Genomic DNA, 18014 nt, shown 5'->3' with positions numbered 1-18014 from the left:
TTAGGTTGTACTTTTCAAAAAAATTACTTTTTCTTATCTCTGCATCAATACTGCTTATGCTTACCAATACAGAATTCACTAGAAAAACCGATTGTAGCGCTTCTAAATTTAAGAAATTCTTAATTTAACTCCCAATTTTAGAATAAAATTTAAATTAAAAATTTAAAACTACACCGTCCTTACAGAATGTTAATTTTAAAAATTGACACTATTTTTAACTTAAAATAAGGCTGAGGCTATCGTTTGAATATTATCGCTTTTACCCATTGAGTAGTAATGTAAAACAGGCACTCCTGCTGCTAATAACTCTCTAGATTGTTGAATTGCCCATTCAATTCCAACATTACGTACATCTTTACTTGTTTTGCAACTTTCTACGGCAGCAATTAACGCTTCTGGCAAATCAATTCTAAAAACCTGCGGTAATAATTGCAAATGACGTTGCACTGCAATAGGTTTAATTCCTGGAATAATAGGTATATCTATGCCTGCATTTTTTGCAGCCGCTACAAACTCAAAATACTTCTTATTATCAAAAAACATTTGTGTAACCACATAATCTGCACCGGCATCTACTTTTTCTTTTAGACGCTTTAGATCTGTTTGTAAAGAGGGTGACTCTAAATGTTTTTCAGGATAACCCGCCACTCCAATGCAAAAATCGGCTTTGTTAGAAACTTCAATAACTTCGTGTAAATAGTTGCCCGAATTTAAATTCTGAATTTGTGTAACCAATTCTTTAGCATATTTATGACCGCCTTTTGAAGCTTCAAAATACTTTTGATGACTCATCGCATCTCCTCTTAAAGCCATCACATTTTGGATTCCTAAATAATGACAATCTACCAGTAAGTATTCTGTTTCTTCCTTGGTAAAACCTCCACACAATACATGCGGCACAGTATCTACATCGTATTTATGCTTTATTGCTGCGCAAATCCCCACAGTTCCGGGCCTCATTCTTGTTACTTTCCGGTCTAACAAGCCTCCTTTTTCTACATAAACATATTCTTCTCTTGATGTTGTAACATCTATAAAAGGCGGTTTAAATTCCATTAAGGGCTCTATATTATCGTATAATTCCTGAATACTTTTTCCTTTTTTTGGCGGAATAATTTCAAATGAAAATAATGTTTTTCCGTTCGCTTTTTTAATGTGTTCTGTAATTTTCATGTATGCTGAATTTATTTCAGTTTTTTTGCGTTTCCTTTCAGGTCGTGCTTTTTACTATATCTTTTTGTGCTGCTTTCAGTCAGCAGAAAAAGGATGCCGTTGCCATCACTAACGCCTGCTTACTCTTCCGCTAAAGTTGGATGTAACCACTTTCTTGCTTTCTCTTTTGTAATCCCTTTTCTAACTGAATAGTCTGTAACTTGGTCATCTGTAATTTTTCCTAAACCAAAATATTTTGCTTCTTTATTTGCAAAATAATAACCTGATACAGCCGCAGCTGGCCACATAGCCATACTTTCAGTCAGCTGAACTCCTATTTGGTTCTCAACATCTAATAAACGCCAAATAGTTTCTTTTTCTAAATGATCTGGACATGCAGGATACCCCGGTGCAGGTCGAATTCCTTTATAACTTTCTTTAATTAATTCGTCATTGGTTAATGTTTCACCAAAAGCATACCCCCAATGTTTTGTTCTAATTTGTTTGTGTAAATATTCTGCAAAAGCCTCCGCAAATCTGTCTGCAATTGCCTGCGCCATGATACCATTGTAATCATCTTCTTTTGCCCTATACTTATCTGCTAATTCTTGTGCACCAAAAATGGCAACACAAAAAACTCCTATATAATCTGTTTTCTGACTTTCTTTTGGCGCAATAAAATCGGCTAATGCAATATTCGGAACTCCTTCTCGTTTTTTTAATTGCTGACGTAAGGTTCTAAAAACAGCAATTTCCTCTCCTTTTTTTTGCACAGAAATATCATCTTCATGAATTGAATTTGCCTCGAATAATCCAAAAATTGCTTTTGGCTTTAAAAGTTGTTTGGCAATGATTTCTTTTATCATCACCTGCGCTTCTTCATACATGATAGAAGCTTGCACTCCTACAACCTTATCTGTTAAAATTTCTGGAAATTTACCATGCAAATCCCAACTTCTAAAAAAAGGACTCCAATCGATAAACGGCAGTAATTCTTTTAAACTTAACTGTTCTAAAGTCTGAATTCCTACTTCTTTTGGTTTTATAATTTCTGAAGAATTCCAATCAATCTTATACTTTTTCTTACGGGCTTGTTCAATAGAAATGTATGCTTTTTCTTTTCCTCGTTTTAAAAACTTGTTTCGAAATTCGTCATAATCTTTCTTCAATTTAGCCACATACGCATTCGACGACTTTTTGTTTAATAAATCACCTACCACTGTGACTGCCCTAGAAGCGTCATTGACATGAACCACCGCATTTTTATATTGAGGATCAATTTTTACCGCAGTATGCGCTTTCGAGGTAGTAGCGCCACCAATCAATAAAGGCACTTTAAACTCTTGACGCTCCATTTCCTTCGCTAAATAAACCATTTCATCCAAAGAAGGGGTGATCAATCCGCTTAGCCCAATAATATCTACGTTCTCTTTTTTTGCAGCTTCAATGATTTTTTCTGGAGGAACCATAACCCCTAAATCTACAATTTCATAATTATTACATCCTAAAACGACACTCACAATATTTTTTCCAATATCGTGCACGTCGCCTTTTACTGTAGCCATTAAAACTTTACCCAAAGCTTGTTGCTTTTCTCCTTTTTCGGCTTCAATAAAAGGGTTTAAATAAGTTACGGCTTTTTTCATTACACGAGCCGATTTCACTACTTGCGGTAAAAACATTTTTCCTGCGCCAAATAAATCTCCCACCACATTCATACCAATCATTAAATGCCCTTCTATCACTTCAATTGGCTTATCAGCTAGTTGCCTTGCAACTTCTACATCGTCAATTATAAAGGCATCTATTCCTTTCACTAAAGCGTGTGTGATTCTTTCTTGTAACGAATTTTCTCTCCAAGACAAATCCAATCCTTTTTCAACTTTCGACCCTTTTACGGTTTCAGCAAAATCTAATAATCGTTCAGTAGCATCTTCTCTTCTGTCTAAGATAACATCTTCAACATGTTCTAATAAATCCTTAGGTATATCATCGTAAATTTCTAAAAGTGCCGGATTTACAATTCCGATATTCATACCAGCTTGAATCGCATGAAATAAAAATACGGAGTGCATGGCTTCGCGAACTCCATTATTTCCGCGAAACGAAAAAGAAACATTACTAACTCCTCCGCTTACAGAAACATTTTCAAGATTTTGCCGAACCCATCTTGTTGCCTCAATAAAATCGAGGGCATTTCTGCGATGTTCATCCATACCCGTAGCTACCGGAAATATGTTTAAATCGAAAATAATATCTTCTGACGGAAAGCCAACTTTATGAACTAACACCTCATAAGAACGTTGTGCAATTTCTATTCTTCTGGCATAGTTATCTGCTTGGCCTACCTCATCAAAAGCCATTACGATAACTGCTGCTCCGTACCGCTTTATTTGTTTTGCTTCCCAAATAAATTTTTCTTCACCTTCTTTTAAGGAGATAGAGTTTACAATACATTTACCCTGAACTACTTGTAAACCGGCATTTATAATTTCCCATTTAGAACTATCAATCATAATTGGAACTCTGCAAATATCTGGTTCCGCAGCAATCAAATTCAAAAAACGAATCATGGCTTCTTTTCCATCGATCAATCCATCATCAAAATTAATGTCTATAATTTGTGCACCTCCATCTACCTGATGACGAGCAATATTTAATGCTTCATCAAATTTTTCTTCTTTAATTAATCGTAAAAACTTGCGAGAACCAGCTACATTCGTTCTTTCTCCTACATTTATAAAATTGCTGTTCTCATTTAAAACCAAAGGTTCTAAACCAGACAATCTCATGTATTTTGTTTGCTTTATCTTCATTTTCTTTTTCTTACTGGCGAGATTCTAAAACAATTCTTGCGTGAATTCTCGGTTTGTATTTTGCAGCTAAATTTGCAATAACACGGATATGTTCTGGACCTGTGCCACAGCATCCACCAATAATATTTATTAAATCCTTTTTTAAATATTCTTCAATTTGTGCTCCCATTTCTTCAGGAGTTTCATCGTATTCACCAAATGCATTTGGCAAACCTGCATTTGGATGTGCAGAGATTGCAAAATCGGTTTTTGATGCAATTGCTTCTAAATGTGGTTGCAATAAATTGGCTCCTAAAGCACAGTTAAATCCAATAGATAATAACGGAATATGAGAAACAGAAATTAAAAATGCTTCCGCAGTTTGTCCAGATAATGTTCTTCCAGAAGCATCTGTAATGGTGCCACTTAACATAATAGGAATCTCTATATCGCGTTCTTCTTTCACTTCTTCAATTGCAAATAAAGCTGCTTTTGCATTTAAAGTATCAAATACAGTTTCTACTAATAATAAATCAACGCCACCATCAATTAGAGCCTCTACTTGTTGTTTATATGCAATACGTAAATCATTAAAAGTTACAGCCCTATAACCCGGATCATTGACATCTGGAGACATGCTAGCCGTTCTATTTGTAGGACCTATAGAACCTGCTACAAAACGAGGTTTATGGGGCTCTCTTGCTGAAAATTCTTCTGCGACTTCTTTGGCAATTTTTGCAGATTGATAATTTAGTTCATACACCAAATCTTCCATTTGGTAGTCGGCCATGGCGATTGTAGTTCCAGAAAAAGTATTGGTTTCTATAATATCGGCTCCAGCTTCAAAATACTTCGCATGAATTGTCTTAATAGCCTCTGGCTGCGTAATAGATAACAAATCATTATTACCCTGCAATGGCGTTGGGTATTCTCTAAAACGATCTCCTCTAAAATCTTCTTCTGTAAATTTATAGGCTTGAAGCATCGTTCCCATCGCGCCATCTAGCACAAGGATTCTATTTTTTATTTCTTCTGTAATTTTTGACATTCTTTGATATTTTTATCAATATATGTCATCAGGAAAGGTGTTTTTTTCGCTGTTATCTGTCAAGTAAAAACTTGTAGAATGTAGCACCTTTCTCAAAAAATGAGAGGTTGCCAAGGCTTCATCGGGTCTAATCCCTCTGCCTTTCGTGATAACGTAATCAATAAGTTTATGAACTAAGCTACAAATAAACACATTATTTTTTTATTTGTAAAATTATTGAGTTTAATAATCTATTATTTTTCGAATAATGTTGAAGATAAATATCGATCTCCTCGATCGCAAACAATAGCGACAACAACACCTTTTTCTAATCTCTCTGCCACTTTTATGGCTGTTGCTACAGAACCTCCGCTACTCATTCCTGCAAAAATGCCTTCTTCGGAAGCTAATCTTTGTGTCATCGCTTTTGATTCTTCTTCACTAACTTCTATAACCTCATCTATTTTGGAAGCGTTAAAAATCGCTGGCAAATATTCTTGAGGCCATTTTCTAATTCCAGGTATTTTTGCACCTTCTTTTGGCTGTGCACCAATTATTCTAATCTCTTTATGCTGCTCTTTTAAAAAATCTGAAACTCCCATAATCGTTCCTGTAGTTCCCATGGCGGCAATAAAATGCGTTACTTCTCCTGCTGTATCTCGCCAAATTTCTGGTCCAGTAGTTTTATAGTGTGCTTTAAAATTGTCTGTATTATCAAACTGATTTAATCTATAATATCCTTTTTTATATTTCAGTTTTAAGGCATAATCTCTAGAGCCTTCCATACCTAATGCTTTTGGTGTTAAAATTACTCTTGCACCATAAGCACGCATTGTTTTAATTCTTTCTACGGTTGAATTCTCTGGTAAAACTAGCACCATATTTACACCTAAAACCTTAGCCATCAAAGCCAATGCAATTCCGGTATTTCCACTAGTTGCTTCGACTAAAGTATCTCCTTTTTTAATATTATTTCTTCTTAATGCTTCAGAAATCATATTATAAGCGGCCCTATCTTTTACGCTTCCTCCAGGATTATTACCTTCTAATTTTAGTAATAACGTAACGCCTTCTTTTTTAAAAATATTTTGTGCTTCGACCAAAGGTGTATTCCCTATAAAATCAATAATACTTTTTGTTTTCATCTGACTAATTTCTTTGAAAAATTTTATTTTTTGATTCTACTGTTACCACTGAATTTTTAGAAATTGATTCTGTGATACAAACATTAGCGCCAATTACAGCATTCTCTCCAATTAAAACATGACCTCCTAAAATGGTTGCATTTGCATAAATAATAACACCACTTTCTATCGTTGGGTGCCTTTTTGTAGCTGCTAAACGTTTATCTACCTGAATTCCTCCCAAAGTAACTCCTTGAAAAATTTGCACATTATCTTTGATTATGGTCGTTTCTCCAATAACAATTCCGGTTGCATGATCTATAAAAAATGAGTCTCCAATTTCTGCTCCTGGATGAATATCTGTACCCGTTGTGCTGTGTGCAAACTCGCTCATCATTCTTGGTAAAATAGGGACTTTTAGTTTTAATAATTGATGACTTAAACGATGCACAGCAATTGCATAAAAACCGGGATACGCTAAATAAACTTCCTCTAAACTTTTTGCAGCAGGATCGTTTTTTTCAGCAGCAGCAGCGTCTAAATCTAGATTTTGTCTAATTGTGACAAAATAATTTTCAAAATTACCCCACAAATCTTCTCCATTTTCAATAGATAATCTCTCTAAAATATTTAAAAAACTGCGTCTAGTTCGCTCACCACTTTCCGACAAATGATTCACATCAAACAAGTTATTAATCAATTGTTTCGTAAAATCACCGACAGCATCTCTTAGACACAAACGGTAGTTTATAAACAAAACTTTTTCTTCTATTTCTTTCATTTTTAGCCCTTAAGTTTCTGGCGCTAACTCTACTTCCAAACCATCCATAGCTGGGATCATTTGTATTTGACATCCTAATCTACTATTGTCTTCAACATAGAAAGCTTCCGCTAGCATCGCATCTTCATCATCTGACATTTCTGGTAATGTATGATCAGATTTTATATAACATTGACAAGAAGCACACATTGCCATACCACCACAAACTCCAATCGTTCCTTCTTCTGCTAACTCATAAGACCGAACAACCTCCATTAGGTTCATAGCCATATCTGTAGGTGCTACCACATCATGAGTTACGCCTTTTCTATCTGTTATTTTAATATTGATGTCTTGCATCTAATTTTCTTTGATTAATATTGGCTGCAAAGTTACGTAAACCTGACAAAAAACTTACTATTGTATCGCTTTTACGACTGCTTTTGGCGCTTCTTTTCTTGTTCCATCAAAGCCATCTACACCGCCCACTGTTGTATATTTCATTACATATTTTTTATCAGGAAAAATTCTTTTATATGCGCTTTGACACATTAAAGTCGCCTCGTGAAAACCACATAAAATTAATTTCAATTTTCCTGGATAGGTATTTACATCGCCAATAGCATAGACCCCTGGAATGTTAGTTTGATAATCCAAAGCATTATTTACTTTGATGGCATTCTTTTCAATTTCTAATCCCCAATTACCAATTGGACCTAATTTTGGTGACAATCCAAATAAAGGAATAAAATGATCTGTATCCACAATAAACGCATCTTCGCCTTTTTGCTCAACAGCGACACCAGTTACTTTATCGGTTCCTAAAATTCCTTTCACCTCTGCAGGTGTAATCAGTCTAATTTTACCTAAATTTTTTAATTCCTGCACTTTTTCTACAGAATCTAAAGCACCTCTAAATTCATTTCTTCTATGAATTAAGGTTACCTCTGAAGCTATATTTGATAAGAAAATAGCCCAATCTAATGCAGAATCTCCGCCACCAGAAATGACTACTTTTTTATTGCGATACAATTCTGGTTCTTTAATAATGTACTCAACACCTTTATCTTCAAAATCTGCAAGATTAGGAATTAATGGTTTTCTTGGTTCAAAAGAACCTAAACCCCCTGCAATTGCCACTATCTTAGCATGGTGTTTTGTTCCTTTATTCGTAGTTACTATAAAAGTATTATCATCCTGTTTATCGATTGTTTCTGCTCTTTCTCCCAAGGTAAATCCAGGTTCAAATTGTTTACTTTGCTCTATTAATTTATGTGTTAAATCGCCTGCTAAAATTTCTGGATATGCAGGAATATCATAAATTGGTTTCTTGGGATAAATCTCTGAACATTGTCCACCAGGTTGCGCTAATGCATCAATCAAATGACACTTTAACTTTAATAAACCAGCTTCAAAAACTGTAAATAACCCTGTTGGTCCTGCTCCAATAATAAGTATATCTGTAGTAATCATTTTAAGACTCTTTTTTTTCAATTAATCCTTTGGTGAATTCGTTTAATGTTTCCACCTTTTCTTCGAAATCTCCTTTTATTGTCTTTCTAAATTCGTTTAAATTCTTAACCAAATCATCGATGTTTTCTGGAAGTACATCTTCAAAAAATTGACGCAATCTTTTGGCTGTTGTTGGCGATTTTCCGTTGGTAGAAATGGCAATTTTCACATTTCCTTTGGTTACAATCCCACCCATATAAAAATCGCAATACGGCGGATTATCAGCAACATTTACCAATTTTGCTTCTGCTCTACAATCTTTCCAAACTTGTACATTTACTTCTGGAATATCTGTAGTTGCAACCACAATATGTCTTCCTTGTAAATGTTTTTTCTTGTAGACATCTTCTACTAAAGTAACACACCCTTTTTTTGCCAATTCAATAGTTCCTTCTCTAAACAAAGGTGAAACCATTAAAACTTTAGCATCTGGACTTGATTTTAACAAGAAAGTTAATTTTTCTTCAGCAACAAAACCTCCTCCAACTATTAAAACATTTAGATTTTTGGTTTTTAAAAAAATAGGATATAAATTATTTCTTTCCATAAAATTATCTTTTTGGCCCATTTTCATATTGCAGTTGAACCTCTAAAATTGCTTGGCGATGTTTTACAACGTCTCCCAAAACTATAATTGCAGGGTTTCTTAATTCATTTTCAATAACAATTTTTTCAATGGTATCAACTGTACCAATTCCAACTTTTTCGTTAACTCTTGTTCCATTTTGAATGATAGCAACTGGCAAATTACGTTTCCCTTCGGCTTGAAATAACTTCACTATTTGAGGTAATTTACGCATCCCCATTAAAACAACAACTGTTGCATTAGACTTTGCTGCCAACTCTATATCTGAAGATATTTTATGTTCTTTTGTTGTTCCTGTAATTACCCAAAAACTTTCTGAACTTCCACGTTTGGTTAAAGGTATATTTTGAAATGCTGCGACTGCTAAAGAAGATGAAATACCAGGAACAACCGCCGTTTCTAGACCAAAACTTGCTGCATATTCCATCTCTTCTGCACCTCTGCCAAAAACAAAAGGATCTCCTCCTTTTAAACGAACTACATGTCCGTGTGTTTTTGCTCTCGCTACAATCAATTCATTAATTTGTTCTTGCTGATAAATATAACAACCCCTGCGTTTTCCAACAAAAATTAATTCTGCTTTTGGATTTACAAAGCCTAACAATTCTTCATTTACCAGAGCATCATACAAAACAACATCTGCTGTTTTTAAAACTTTAATCGCTTTTACAGTAATTAAATCTATATCGCCAGGACCCGCACCAACCACTGTTAATTTTGGAGTTTTGAATTTCATGATTTTTAGATTACACTTTTAACAAAAGTATTAGATAGCGCTCTAAATCTTTGCGCTTTTTGCAATAAATTTTCAGAATCGTTGATATATTGTGAACAAAACTCTTTGTTAGGTGTGTTTTTATTAATCTGATAAATTAACTCACTAAAAGTTGTGTTTAACTCAATTTTGCCTGAAGCAACAAAAAACTCATCAAATTGAGCAATGATACTTGCGTGTGTATTGGTCTTTTTATTTTCTGCTAAAAGCATCGCTTTAGATGTATTTACCAAAGATTGATAGGCATAATATATGGCTCCTGAATACACCTCGTTTTCAAAAGCTTCTCTTGCATTCTCAATTTTCTCTTCGCTTTCTAAAAATAAAGTTGCAATTAAATCGATCACAACGCCCGCACACTCGCCAATTCCTATTTCTTTTACATACTTACCTTCTTCTCCCCAATCAATGAAATCTACTTGCGTTAAATTAGAAACGTCTTGCAAATCATTTAAGAAATTATAAAAATACTTTTCTCCTTTTTCTTTGTAGTATGCAACAAACGGTTTTCCATTAGCATTTGCTTCAAAATCATTTAAAACTCTCCGTAAAGCTTCAGGACCTCTTTTACTGGGTACTTTTACAACTTTATCTGCAAATGCACCATTTCCATTTCCTAAATTACCACCACCTAATAAAACTTGTAATGCCGGTGCTACTAATTTTTCTGGTGTTCTTACCGTCATTCCCTGAAAACCAATATTTGCCATATTGTGTTGGCCGCAAGCATTCATACAACCACTGATTTTAATAACTAAATCTGAGTTTTCTAGATACTGAGGATATTCTGCAGCAATCACTCTTTCCAACTCTGCTGCTATCCCTGTACTACTTGCAATTCCTAAATTACAGGTATCAGTTCCTGGACATGCTGTGATATCTACTGCCTTATTATAACCTGGCTCTACAAAGCCTAACTTATCTAATTCAGTATAAAAAAATGGCACAATATCTTCTTTTACAAAAGGAATTACGATATTCTGACGCAATGTTAAACGAATTTCTCCAGCAGCGTATGTTTCTACTAAATCTGCTAATAATCGCGCTTTATCTGTATAAAAATCGCCTAATAAAACTTTAATTCCGATTGCGACAAACCCTTTTTGTTTTTGAGGAATTAAGTTTGTGGATTTCCACAAATCAAAGGCTGCTACTTCTTTTATTTCAACTTTTGGTGCTTTTACGATAACCGGTTCTGAGGGCACATAAGATGCTGCATCAATAGCAACCGTTTTAAATTCAATTGCTTTTTGCTCTTCTTCAATTAAATTTCTAAAAGCTTCTAAACCGATCTCTTTTAATAAGAATTTCATTCTTGCTTTCGCCCTACTTTTACGTTCACCAAAACGATCAAAAACTCTTAAAACGCCTTCCATTACTGGAATAATTTTATCTGCTGGCAAGAAATCATATAATACTTCTGCATGTCTTGGCTGAGAACCCAATCCTCCCGCAACCATCACTTTAAAACCGCTAACACCGTTCCGAATTTTAGCAATATATCCTAAATCATTTAAATAAGACAAGCCTGTATCTTCATCGGTCGCGGAAAAAGAGACTTTAAATTTACGTCCCATTTCTTGACAAATTGGGTTTCGTAAAAAAAATTTAAATAACGCATCTGCATAAGGAGAAACATCAAAAGGCTCATTTATATCGATACCAGCAGTTTCTGATGCCGTTACATTTCTTACAACATTTCCACAAGCTTCTCTTAAAGTAACGTCATCGCGTTCTAATTCTGCCCATAATTCTGGTGTTCTTTTTAAATCTACATAATGAATTTGAATATCTTGACGTGTGGTAATGTGTAATTTTCCTCTTGAATATTCATCTGAAACTTCAGAAATTCTGCGTAATTGATTGCTCATTACTTTACCATAAGGTAATTTAATTCGAATCATCTGTACGCCTGACTGGCGCTGCCCATAAACACCTCTTGCTAAACGTAGGCTTCTAAATTTTTCTTCGTCTATTTGTAGATTATTGAATGCTGCAATTTTATCTGCTAATTCAATAATATCTTTTTCTACAACTGGATTTTCTATTTCGGTTCTAAAACTTTGCATTTTATAATTTTATTTGAATTAAGTAGAATTATTTTATAAAACCTACACCCACTGTATTGTTTGTTTTCGGGTTAATTAAAATAAAAGATCCATTAGATTTATTATCTGCATACACATCAAATAACAATGACTTACTTAATTTTAAGCACACATCACCAATTTGATTTAAAGTTAATTTAGTGGGATTTACTTCAATACCAGAAAAATCTGTTTTAATGATACTCTTTAACTGTGTAACTTTTGCTTGCGCGTCATTTACACCGTGTTTTATATAATATTTTTGTGACGCCTCTAAAGGCACATTGTCCATCCAACAGATTGTTGCCTCTACTTGTTTCGAAATTATTGGCTCTTCGCTTACTTTTACCAACATATCACCTCTACTCACATTCACATTATCTTCTAAAGTAATGGTCACAGAACTTCCTTTTTTTGCAAGCACATATTCTTTATCGAAGAAATTAATGCTTTTAATTTTAGATGTTGTTTGAGACGGTAATACTGCAACTTCATCTCCAACTGCTAAATCTCCACCATAAATTTTACCTGCATACCCTCTAAAATCGTGATATGCTGACGTTTTTGGTCTAATTACTGTTTGCACTGGAAAACGAACTTGTGACGCATCACTAATATCATCAGAATCTAAACGCTCTAAATGATGCATTAAGGTTACCCCTTTATACCAAGGCATATTTTCTGATGGAGAAACCACATTATCACCTTGCAAAGCAGATAAAGGAATAAAGGTTAAATTTTGACTCTTATAAGCACTTTTACTTGCTAAATATTCAATTTCTCCTTTAATGACATTGTATTTTTCCTCAGAGAAATCAACTAAATCCATTTTATTTATCGCGATTACAACATCTTTAATTCGTAATAAATTATTGATAAAAAAGTGACGATACGTTTGTTCTACAACCCCATTTCTAGCATCAATTAAAACTATGGAAGCTTGCGCTGTTGATGCACCTGTGACCATGTTTCTTGTGTATTCTATATGACCTGGAGTATCTGCAATAATGAAACTTTTAGAGGGTGTAGAAAAATAAATATGTGCTACATCAATCGTAATTCCTTGCTCCCGCTCTGCAACTAAACCATCAGTCGCTAAAGAAAAATCTAAATAATCGAATCCCCTTTGCTTACTTTTTTCTTCAATCGCTTCTAATTTATCCGATGTCAACGATTTTGTATCGTATAAAATACGACCAATTAAGGTACTCTTGCCATCATCTACGCTCCCTGCTGTTGCTATTTTTAATACTTTCATTCTTTATGCTATTGGCTTTTGCTACTCAACTTCTGACTAATTTTTACTGCTAATTATGGATAACTACAAAAACATTCTTTGCAATTTTTAAAAATATCCTTGTTGTTTTCTTTTCTCCATAGCAGCCTCAGATCTTTTATCATCAATCCTTGCTCCTCTTTCTGAAATAGAAGAGTCTCTAATTTCTTCAACTACTTTTGCAATATCTACTGCATCAGATAAAACTGCTGCTGTACAACTCATATCTCCGACCGTTCTAAAACGAACCATTCTTTCTACAACTTGTTCTTCTTCATCTCTGTAAACCACGGCATCATCTGCAGACCAGATGAATCCATCTCTAAAAAATGTTTTTCTTTTATGTGCAAAATAAATAGAAGGAATTTCAATATTTTCATTTTTGATATAGGACCAAACGTCTAATTCTGTCCAATTTGAAATTGGAAAAACACGCACATTTTGTCCTAAATCAATTCTACCGTTTAACATATCGAATACTTCTGGACGTTGATTTTTTTCATCCCATTGACCAAAATCATCTCTTACAGAAAAAATTCTTTCTTTTGCTCTTGCTTTTTCTTCATCTCTTCTGGCTCCTCCAATACATGCATCAAAACTGAATTCTTCAATGGCATCTAATAACGTTTCCGTCTGTAACATATTTCTACTCGCATACCTGCCCGTCTCCTCTTTTACACGACCACTATCGATATTGTCTTGTACATCTCTGACAATCAATTCAACACCTAACTCTTCAACTAATTTATCTCTAAATTCAATCGTTTCAGGAAAATTATGTCCCGTATCTATATGCATTAAGGGGAAAGGGATTTTTGCAGGAAAAAAGGCTTTTTGAGCCAAACGAACTAACGTTATACTATCTTTTCCACCCGAGAATAACAACACAGGCTTTTCAAACTGCGCAACTACTTCTCTAAATATATATATGGCCTCACTCTCTAAAGCATCTACTTGTATTGTTCTTTGATTCATAATCATGTCTTTCAAATATGCAAACCACATTCTCTGTTACTTTCTACTTTTGTTGGATCGAAATACACAAACTCATTTGGTAAATTTTTCTCCCCTAAATAAGTGTCTAATGCTTCATCTGACCAATTGTAAAATGGACTTACCTTTATAATTCCATCTTTGCTCTGAGAAACAATATCGATACTATTTCTAAAGGCCGTCTGACCTTTTCTTAAATTCGTAAACCAAATATCTGGCTGATGCGCTTGCATCGCTCTTGAAAATGGTTCTAATTTTACTTGTTGTGTAAAAATTGCATGTTTAGGGTCTTCAATAGATGGAACTCCCAACACAACATTTCTATGCGCTACAGTTTGTTTTGGTGTGTATAAATGAATATTTAAACGCAACTTTTTAATAATTTCTTCCGCATGCTTATAAGTCTCTATCGTATTATAACCAGTATCACACCAAATTACTTTAATATCTTTTTGCACATCAGTAACTGCTTTTAATATTGCCACTTCATAAGGTCTGAAGTTAGTTGTAATGACTGCGTTTTTACTTAAAGAAATAGCCCAAGTAATAATTTCTACTGGACTTTTATCTTTTAATTCCTCGTTGATCTGCTCTAAGTTCAAATTCATTATTTTCCCCATTTTATTTTATTCCAAGCTCTTTCATGAAAGAAATACAGCCCTAACTTTGTTAAAAAATCTACGGAAGCTATTGACGCTGCTAAAGTTATTTCACCAGATAAAAGGTATGAAACTACTAACGTATCAATCGTTCCAACAACTCTCCAACTTAATGCTTTGGCCATACTTCTTATCGGTTTCTCAGAATTTTTGTCCTCCTCAAAACGTTGACCTGCTATTTTTTTACTAAAAATAATTTGATCTGTAATCATAATAATTAAGCATTTTTTAAATACCCTATTTAATCAATAGGGTATGCAAACATAAAGGTTTTATATACAAAAAGACATCTTGAAACCTGGAAAAAATAATAAACCCTATCGATTTAGTAGATTAATAAAATAACAACATAAAAATTATTGATATTTCAATATTTTAGGAGGAAAATTAGAAGGTTTTGCCTAAAGTAATTTGAAGAGGAACTGCAACGCCATCATTGCCCGTGAAAATATTTCCATTTGAGTAATGCATGATTCGTAATTCGAAATTATATTTTCTATCTTTTCCGAAGAACACACCAAAACCCATAGTATCTTGATATGTTATTTTTGGTCCACTTTCGAAACCATCAATATTACTTTTTGTAATGTATGTTGGACCTATTAAAGAGTAATTAGCATAGAAGTCAAACTCTTTTTTTCTTAAGAGATAGAAACGTAAAACAGGAAATATTGAGAAAGCCATTACATTTTCACTTGTTAGTTCTGATTGAAAAGCGGTTACGCTTGCCCCCCAATCTAAAGAGAAAACTTTTTCTGATCTGTATATTAATCTTTGGTAAGTAATTGAAAAGGCATGTTTTGCCTTTACTTGACCAACCCAAAAAACCGGAATTCCAAAACTCTCAAAATTACCTACTTTTAAACTCATTCCAAAAAAACGGTTTACACCAAAACCTAATGCGCTTGTGCCGTAACTAAATTGCAAAATATTGTTTGGAAAAAAATAATCATTCCCTGTATATTCTTCAGCTATTGCATCATCAACTTGCTGCAAATGGTACTCAAAACCTAACGATACTTGTGAAATCGCAGGTTGATTATGCTTTGTAGATTTTGGTAAAAATGTTCCATTTAAAGACAATCTCCATTTATCATTTAAACGATGTTGCACTCCAAAACCATAAAGTAGACTTGCGTAATGTGCATCTTCATAAATTTCTTTATCTTCTATGAAAAAACCAAATCTGGTTAAATTTGCTACTCCTGCTTCAGCATAAAAAGAGGTGTTTTTATGAAGCTTAAAATCTTTTTTTAATGATAAAGACCAAGCATTTATCCAAACACTTCTGTCATAACCAATGTTGTTCACATTATCGTATTTAAACCAAGAAGCTGGCCTCATTGTTCCAAACTGAACTGCTAAATCTTCCGTTAATTTATGGCCTAATAACAATCTTCCTGAAAACCAGTTTCTACTAAAAGTTGCTGTTTTGTAGCCATCAATTAAATTATCATTTGAAAACGGATAAAAAATACCTCCTAGATTTATACTGTAATAAGATTTGGATAGAAAATTAGTAAATTTTGTCTTTAGTTTTTTTTCTTGTTGACTAAAGATACCTAAAGAAAAGAACAACATTAAAAATAGAAGTACAGTATTTTTCATATTAGGTAACGCAAGTTTTTTTTTATTATAAATATTCTATGATTTCTTCCTGGTTAAATCTGCCAAGGTTGTATTTCTAAAAATTTGAAGCGCACTATCTCTAACCTGAAGCATTAAATTATGAACAGCACAAGTATCTTCATGTGGGCAATCAGCACACTTTTCATAAAATTTTAAGCTTACACACGGCAACATTGCAATTGGTCCTTCTAGAATCCTCATTACAGAAGTCATTTGAATATCCTCGGGCTCTTTTAATAAATAATAACCACCACCTTTTCCTTTTTTGGAACCTAAGAATCCATTTTTACGAAGCGTTAATAAAATGCTTTCTAAAAACTTTAAAGAAATATTTTCACTTTTAGAAATTGTAGCAATTGATACAGGAGCGCTATCTTCCCGTTTTGCCAAATATGTAAGTGCTTTAATTCCGTACTTTGTTTTCTTTGAGAGCATAAAACAAAACTACATAATTTAATGTGATTTTTTAGCATTCAATGCGTGCTCAATATCTGTAATAATATCTTTTACATTTTCTAAACCAACAGAAACGCGAACCAAGCCGTCTGTAATACCTACTTCTAATCTATCTTCTTCAGATAAACGCCCATGAGTTGTTGATGATGGATGGGTAACAATCGTTCTGGTATCGCCTAAATTTGCAGACAATGAACACATTTTTATGTTATCTAAAAAGTTTCTTCCTGCATTAATTCCGCCTTTAATTTCGAAAGCAACAATATTACCTCCAAGTTTCATTTGATTTTTTGCCACTTTATACTGTGGATGCGATTTTAAAAATGGATATTTTACCAATTCAACATTCGTATTTCCTTCCAAAAATTCGGCTACTTTTAATGCATTTTCGCAATGCTTTTCGACTCTTATTGACAGTGTTTCTAAACTTTTAGACAATACCCAAGCATTAAAAGGTGACATTGCTGGCCCAGTATTTCTTGCAAATAAATAAATCTCTCTCATTAACTCTTCGTTTCCAACGGTAACACCCCCTAAAACTCTTCCTTGCCCATCGATTAATTTAGTCGCTGAATGAATGACCAAATCTGCTCCGAATTTAATTGGTTGTTGAATGTAAGGGGTTGCAAAACAATTATCTACAATAAAAATAAGGTTGTGTTTTTTGGCAATCTTACCAATCAATGCTAAGTCTAAAATATCTACCGCAGGGTTTGTTGGTGTTTCTATATAAAGAATCTTTGTATTCTCTTTTATTAAGTTTTCTACTAAATCTACTTCATTTACCTTAAAATAAGAAGTTTCGATATTCCATTTTGGTAAATATTTGGTAAACATACTATGCGTAGAGCCAAATACAGATCTGCAAGAAACAACATGGTCTCCTGCATTTAACAAAGCAGCAAATGTTGAAAAAATAGCGGACATTCCTGTTGCAAAAGCATAACCCGCTTCTGCACCTTCCATAGCTACAATTTTATCTACAAATTCAGTTGTATTTGGGTTTGAAAACCGACTATATAAATTACGTTCTTTTTCTTCAGCAAAAGAAGCTCTCATTTCTTCTGCGTCTTCAAAAACAAAACTAGACGTTAAATATAACGGCGTAGAATGTTCAGAAAACTGAGACCTTTCAGTCTGACTTCTAATCGCTTGTGTTTCGAAATGTTTGCTCATTGTTTTT

17 protein-coding genes and 1 riboswitch are annotated in these 18014 nt (G+C 33.8%); all 17 genes read right to left on the bottom strand.

The window, feature by feature from the left end; translation table 11 throughout:
- Positions 1 to 219: 219 nt before the first annotated feature.
- The 17 genes from metF to ATE90_RS01575 all read right to left on the bottom strand — a co-directional run bounded on the left by metF (position 220) and on the right by ATE90_RS01575 (position 18007).
- Positions 220 to 1173, bottom strand: coding sequence for a methylenetetrahydrofolate reductase [NAD(P)H] (gene metF, locus ATE90_RS01660; protein WP_036783163.1), 954 nt, complete (start codon positions 1171 to 1173; stop codon positions 220 to 222).
- 119 nt (positions 1174 to 1292) lie between these two features.
- Complete coding sequence (gene metH, locus ATE90_RS01655) at positions 1293 to 3968, bottom strand: methionine synthase (RefSeq protein WP_101450651.1); 2676 nt, start codon at positions 3966 to 3968, stop codon at positions 1293 to 1295.
- 10 nt (positions 3969 to 3978) lie between these two features.
- A complete protein-coding gene (locus ATE90_RS01650; protein WP_036783158.1) occupies positions 3979 to 4995 on the bottom strand; it encodes a homocysteine S-methyltransferase family protein in 1017 nt (338 codons plus the stop codon).
- 49 nt (positions 4996 to 5044) lie between these two features.
- Positions 5045 to 5150, bottom strand: a riboswitch (SAM riboswitch).
- A 78-nt stretch (positions 5151 to 5228) separates the two neighbouring features.
- Complete coding sequence (cysM, locus tag ATE90_RS01645) at positions 5229 to 6119, bottom strand: cysteine synthase CysM (RefSeq protein ID WP_036783155.1); 891 nt, start codon at positions 6117 to 6119, stop codon at positions 5229 to 5231.
- Positions 6120 to 6123: 4 nt separating this feature from the next.
- Positions 6124 to 6879, bottom strand: coding sequence for a serine O-acetyltransferase EpsC (gene epsC / locus ATE90_RS01640; protein ID WP_036783153.1), 756 nt, complete (start codon positions 6877 to 6879; stop codon positions 6124 to 6126).
- 9 nt (positions 6880 to 6888) lie between these two features.
- A complete protein-coding gene (locus ATE90_RS01635; RefSeq protein ID WP_036783150.1) occupies positions 6889 to 7218 on the bottom strand; it encodes a 2Fe-2S iron-sulfur cluster-binding protein in 330 nt (109 codons plus the stop codon).
- Between the two features lie 57 nt (positions 7219 to 7275).
- Entirely contained in the window at positions 7276 to 8331 is a 1056-nt protein-coding gene (locus tag ATE90_RS01630) for an NAD(P)/FAD-dependent oxidoreductase (protein WP_036783147.1), read from the bottom strand.
- Between the two features lies 1 nt (position 8332).
- Positions 8333 to 8917: a precorrin-2 dehydrogenase/sirohydrochlorin ferrochelatase family protein gene (locus tag ATE90_RS01625; RefSeq protein ID WP_036788012.1), complete on the bottom strand. Its 585-nt coding sequence runs from the start codon at positions 8915 to 8917 to the stop codon at positions 8333 to 8335.
- Positions 8918 to 8921: 4 nt separating this feature from the next.
- Positions 8922 to 9692: a uroporphyrinogen-III C-methyltransferase gene (gene cobA, locus ATE90_RS01620; protein ID WP_036783143.1), complete on the bottom strand. Its 771-nt coding sequence runs from the start codon at positions 9690 to 9692 to the stop codon at positions 8922 to 8924.
- 5 nt (positions 9693 to 9697) lie between these two features.
- Positions 9698 to 11800 (bottom strand): HEPN domain-containing protein, encoded by a 2103-nt coding sequence (locus ATE90_RS01615; RefSeq protein ID WP_101450649.1) that lies wholly within the window; start codon positions 11798 to 11800, stop codon positions 9698 to 9700.
- Positions 11801 to 11828: 28 nt separating this feature from the next.
- Positions 11829 to 13076: a sulfate adenylyltransferase subunit 1 gene (locus ATE90_RS01610; RefSeq protein WP_036783137.1), complete on the bottom strand. Its 1248-nt coding sequence runs from the start codon at positions 13074 to 13076 to the stop codon at positions 11829 to 11831.
- A gap of 87 nt (positions 13077 to 13163) precedes the next feature.
- On the bottom strand, positions 13164 to 14069 hold the full coding sequence (gene cysD, locus ATE90_RS01605; RefSeq protein ID WP_036788009.1) for a sulfate adenylyltransferase subunit CysD: 906 nt from the start codon (positions 14067 to 14069) through the stop codon (positions 13164 to 13166).
- An 11-nt stretch (positions 14070 to 14080) separates the two neighbouring features.
- Positions 14081 to 14695 (bottom strand): phosphoadenosine phosphosulfate reductase domain-containing protein, encoded by a 615-nt coding sequence (locus tag ATE90_RS01600; protein WP_172824315.1) that lies wholly within the window; start codon positions 14693 to 14695, stop codon positions 14081 to 14083.
- On the bottom strand, positions 14695 to 14958 hold the full coding sequence (locus tag ATE90_RS01595; RefSeq protein ID WP_036783134.1) for a DUF2061 domain-containing protein: 264 nt from the start codon (positions 14956 to 14958) through the stop codon (positions 14695 to 14697). Before ATE90_RS01595 ends, ATE90_RS01600 begins: the two co-directional genes overlap by 1 nt.
- Positions 14959 to 15133: 175 nt before the next feature.
- A complete protein-coding gene (locus ATE90_RS13640) occupies positions 15134 to 16354 on the bottom strand; it encodes an acyloxyacyl hydrolase (protein ID WP_231960002.1) in 1221 nt (406 codons plus the stop codon).
- A gap of 36 nt (positions 16355 to 16390) precedes the next feature.
- Entirely contained in the window at positions 16391 to 16810 is a 420-nt protein-coding gene (locus ATE90_RS01580; protein ID WP_036783131.1) for an RrF2 family transcriptional regulator, read from the bottom strand.
- Between the two features lie 18 nt (positions 16811 to 16828).
- Complete coding sequence (locus ATE90_RS01575; RefSeq protein WP_036783128.1) at positions 16829 to 18007, bottom strand: O-succinylhomoserine sulfhydrylase; 1179 nt, start codon at positions 18005 to 18007, stop codon at positions 16829 to 16831.
- Positions 18008 to 18014 lie beyond the last annotated feature (7 nt).

The organism is Polaribacter sp. Hel1_33_96 (genome assembly GCF_002846595.1).
In the GTDB taxonomy this organism is placed as follows: domain Bacteria; phylum Bacteroidota; class Bacteroidia; order Flavobacteriales; family Flavobacteriaceae; genus Polaribacter.
This window is presented reverse-complemented; position numbering and strand designations above follow the sequence as displayed.

Excerpts from the sequence above, each read along its gene's own strand:
- metF (WP_036783163.1), bottom strand. The coding sequence starts at position 1,173 with ATGAAAATTACAGAACACATTAAAAAAGCGAACGGAAAAACATTATTT.
- metH (WP_101450651.1), bottom strand. The coding sequence starts at position 3,968 with ATGAAGATAAAGCAAACAAAATACATGAGATTGTCTGGTTTAGAACCT.
- ATE90_RS01650 (WP_036783158.1), bottom strand. The coding sequence starts at position 4,995 with ATGTCAAAAATTACAGAAGAAATAAAAAATAGAATCCTTGTGCTAGAT.
- cysM (WP_036783155.1), bottom strand. The coding sequence starts at position 6,119 with ATGAAAACAAAAAGTATTATTGATTTTATAGGGAATACACCTTTGGTC.
- epsC (WP_036783153.1), bottom strand. The coding sequence starts at position 6,879 with ATGAAAGAAATAGAAGAAAAAGTTTTGTTTATAAACTACCGTTTGTGT.
- ATE90_RS01635 (WP_036783150.1), bottom strand. The coding sequence starts at position 7,218 with ATGCAAGACATCAATATTAAAATAACAGATAGAAAAGGCGTAACTCAT.
- ATE90_RS01630 (WP_036783147.1), bottom strand. The coding sequence starts at position 8,331 with ATGATTACTACAGATATACTTATTATTGGAGCAGGACCAACAGGGTTA.
- ATE90_RS01625 (WP_036788012.1), bottom strand. The coding sequence starts at position 8,917 with ATGGAAAGAAATAATTTATATCCTATTTTTTTAAAAACCAAAAATCTA.
- cobA (WP_036783143.1), bottom strand. The coding sequence starts at position 9,692 with ATGAAATTCAAAACTCCAAAATTAACAGTGGTTGGTGCGGGTCCTGGC.
- ATE90_RS01615 (WP_101450649.1), bottom strand. The coding sequence starts at position 11,800 with ATGCAAAGTTTTAGAACCGAAATAGAAAATCCAGTTGTAGAAAAAGAT.
- ATE90_RS01610 (WP_036783137.1), bottom strand. The coding sequence starts at position 13,076 with ATGAAAGTATTAAAAATAGCAACAGCAGGGAGCGTAGATGATGGCAAG.
- cysD (WP_036788009.1), bottom strand. The coding sequence starts at position 14,069 with ATGAATCAAAGAACAATACAAGTAGATGCTTTAGAGAGTGAGGCCATA.
- ATE90_RS01600 (WP_172824315.1), bottom strand. The coding sequence starts at position 14,695 with ATGAATTTGAACTTAGAGCAGATCAACGAGGAATTAAAAGATAAAAGT.
- ATE90_RS01595 (WP_036783134.1), bottom strand. The coding sequence starts at position 14,958 with ATGATTACAGATCAAATTATTTTTAGTAAAAAAATAGCAGGTCAACGT.
- ATE90_RS13640 (WP_231960002.1), bottom strand. The coding sequence starts at position 16,354 with ATGAAAAATACTGTACTTCTATTTTTAATGTTGTTCTTTTCTTTAGGT.
- ATE90_RS01580 (WP_036783131.1), bottom strand. The coding sequence starts at position 16,810 with ATGCTCTCAAAGAAAACAAAGTACGGAATTAAAGCACTTACATATTTG.
- ATE90_RS01575 (WP_036783128.1), bottom strand. The coding sequence starts at position 18,007 with ATGAGCAAACATTTCGAAACACAAGCGATTAGAAGTCAGACTGAAAGG.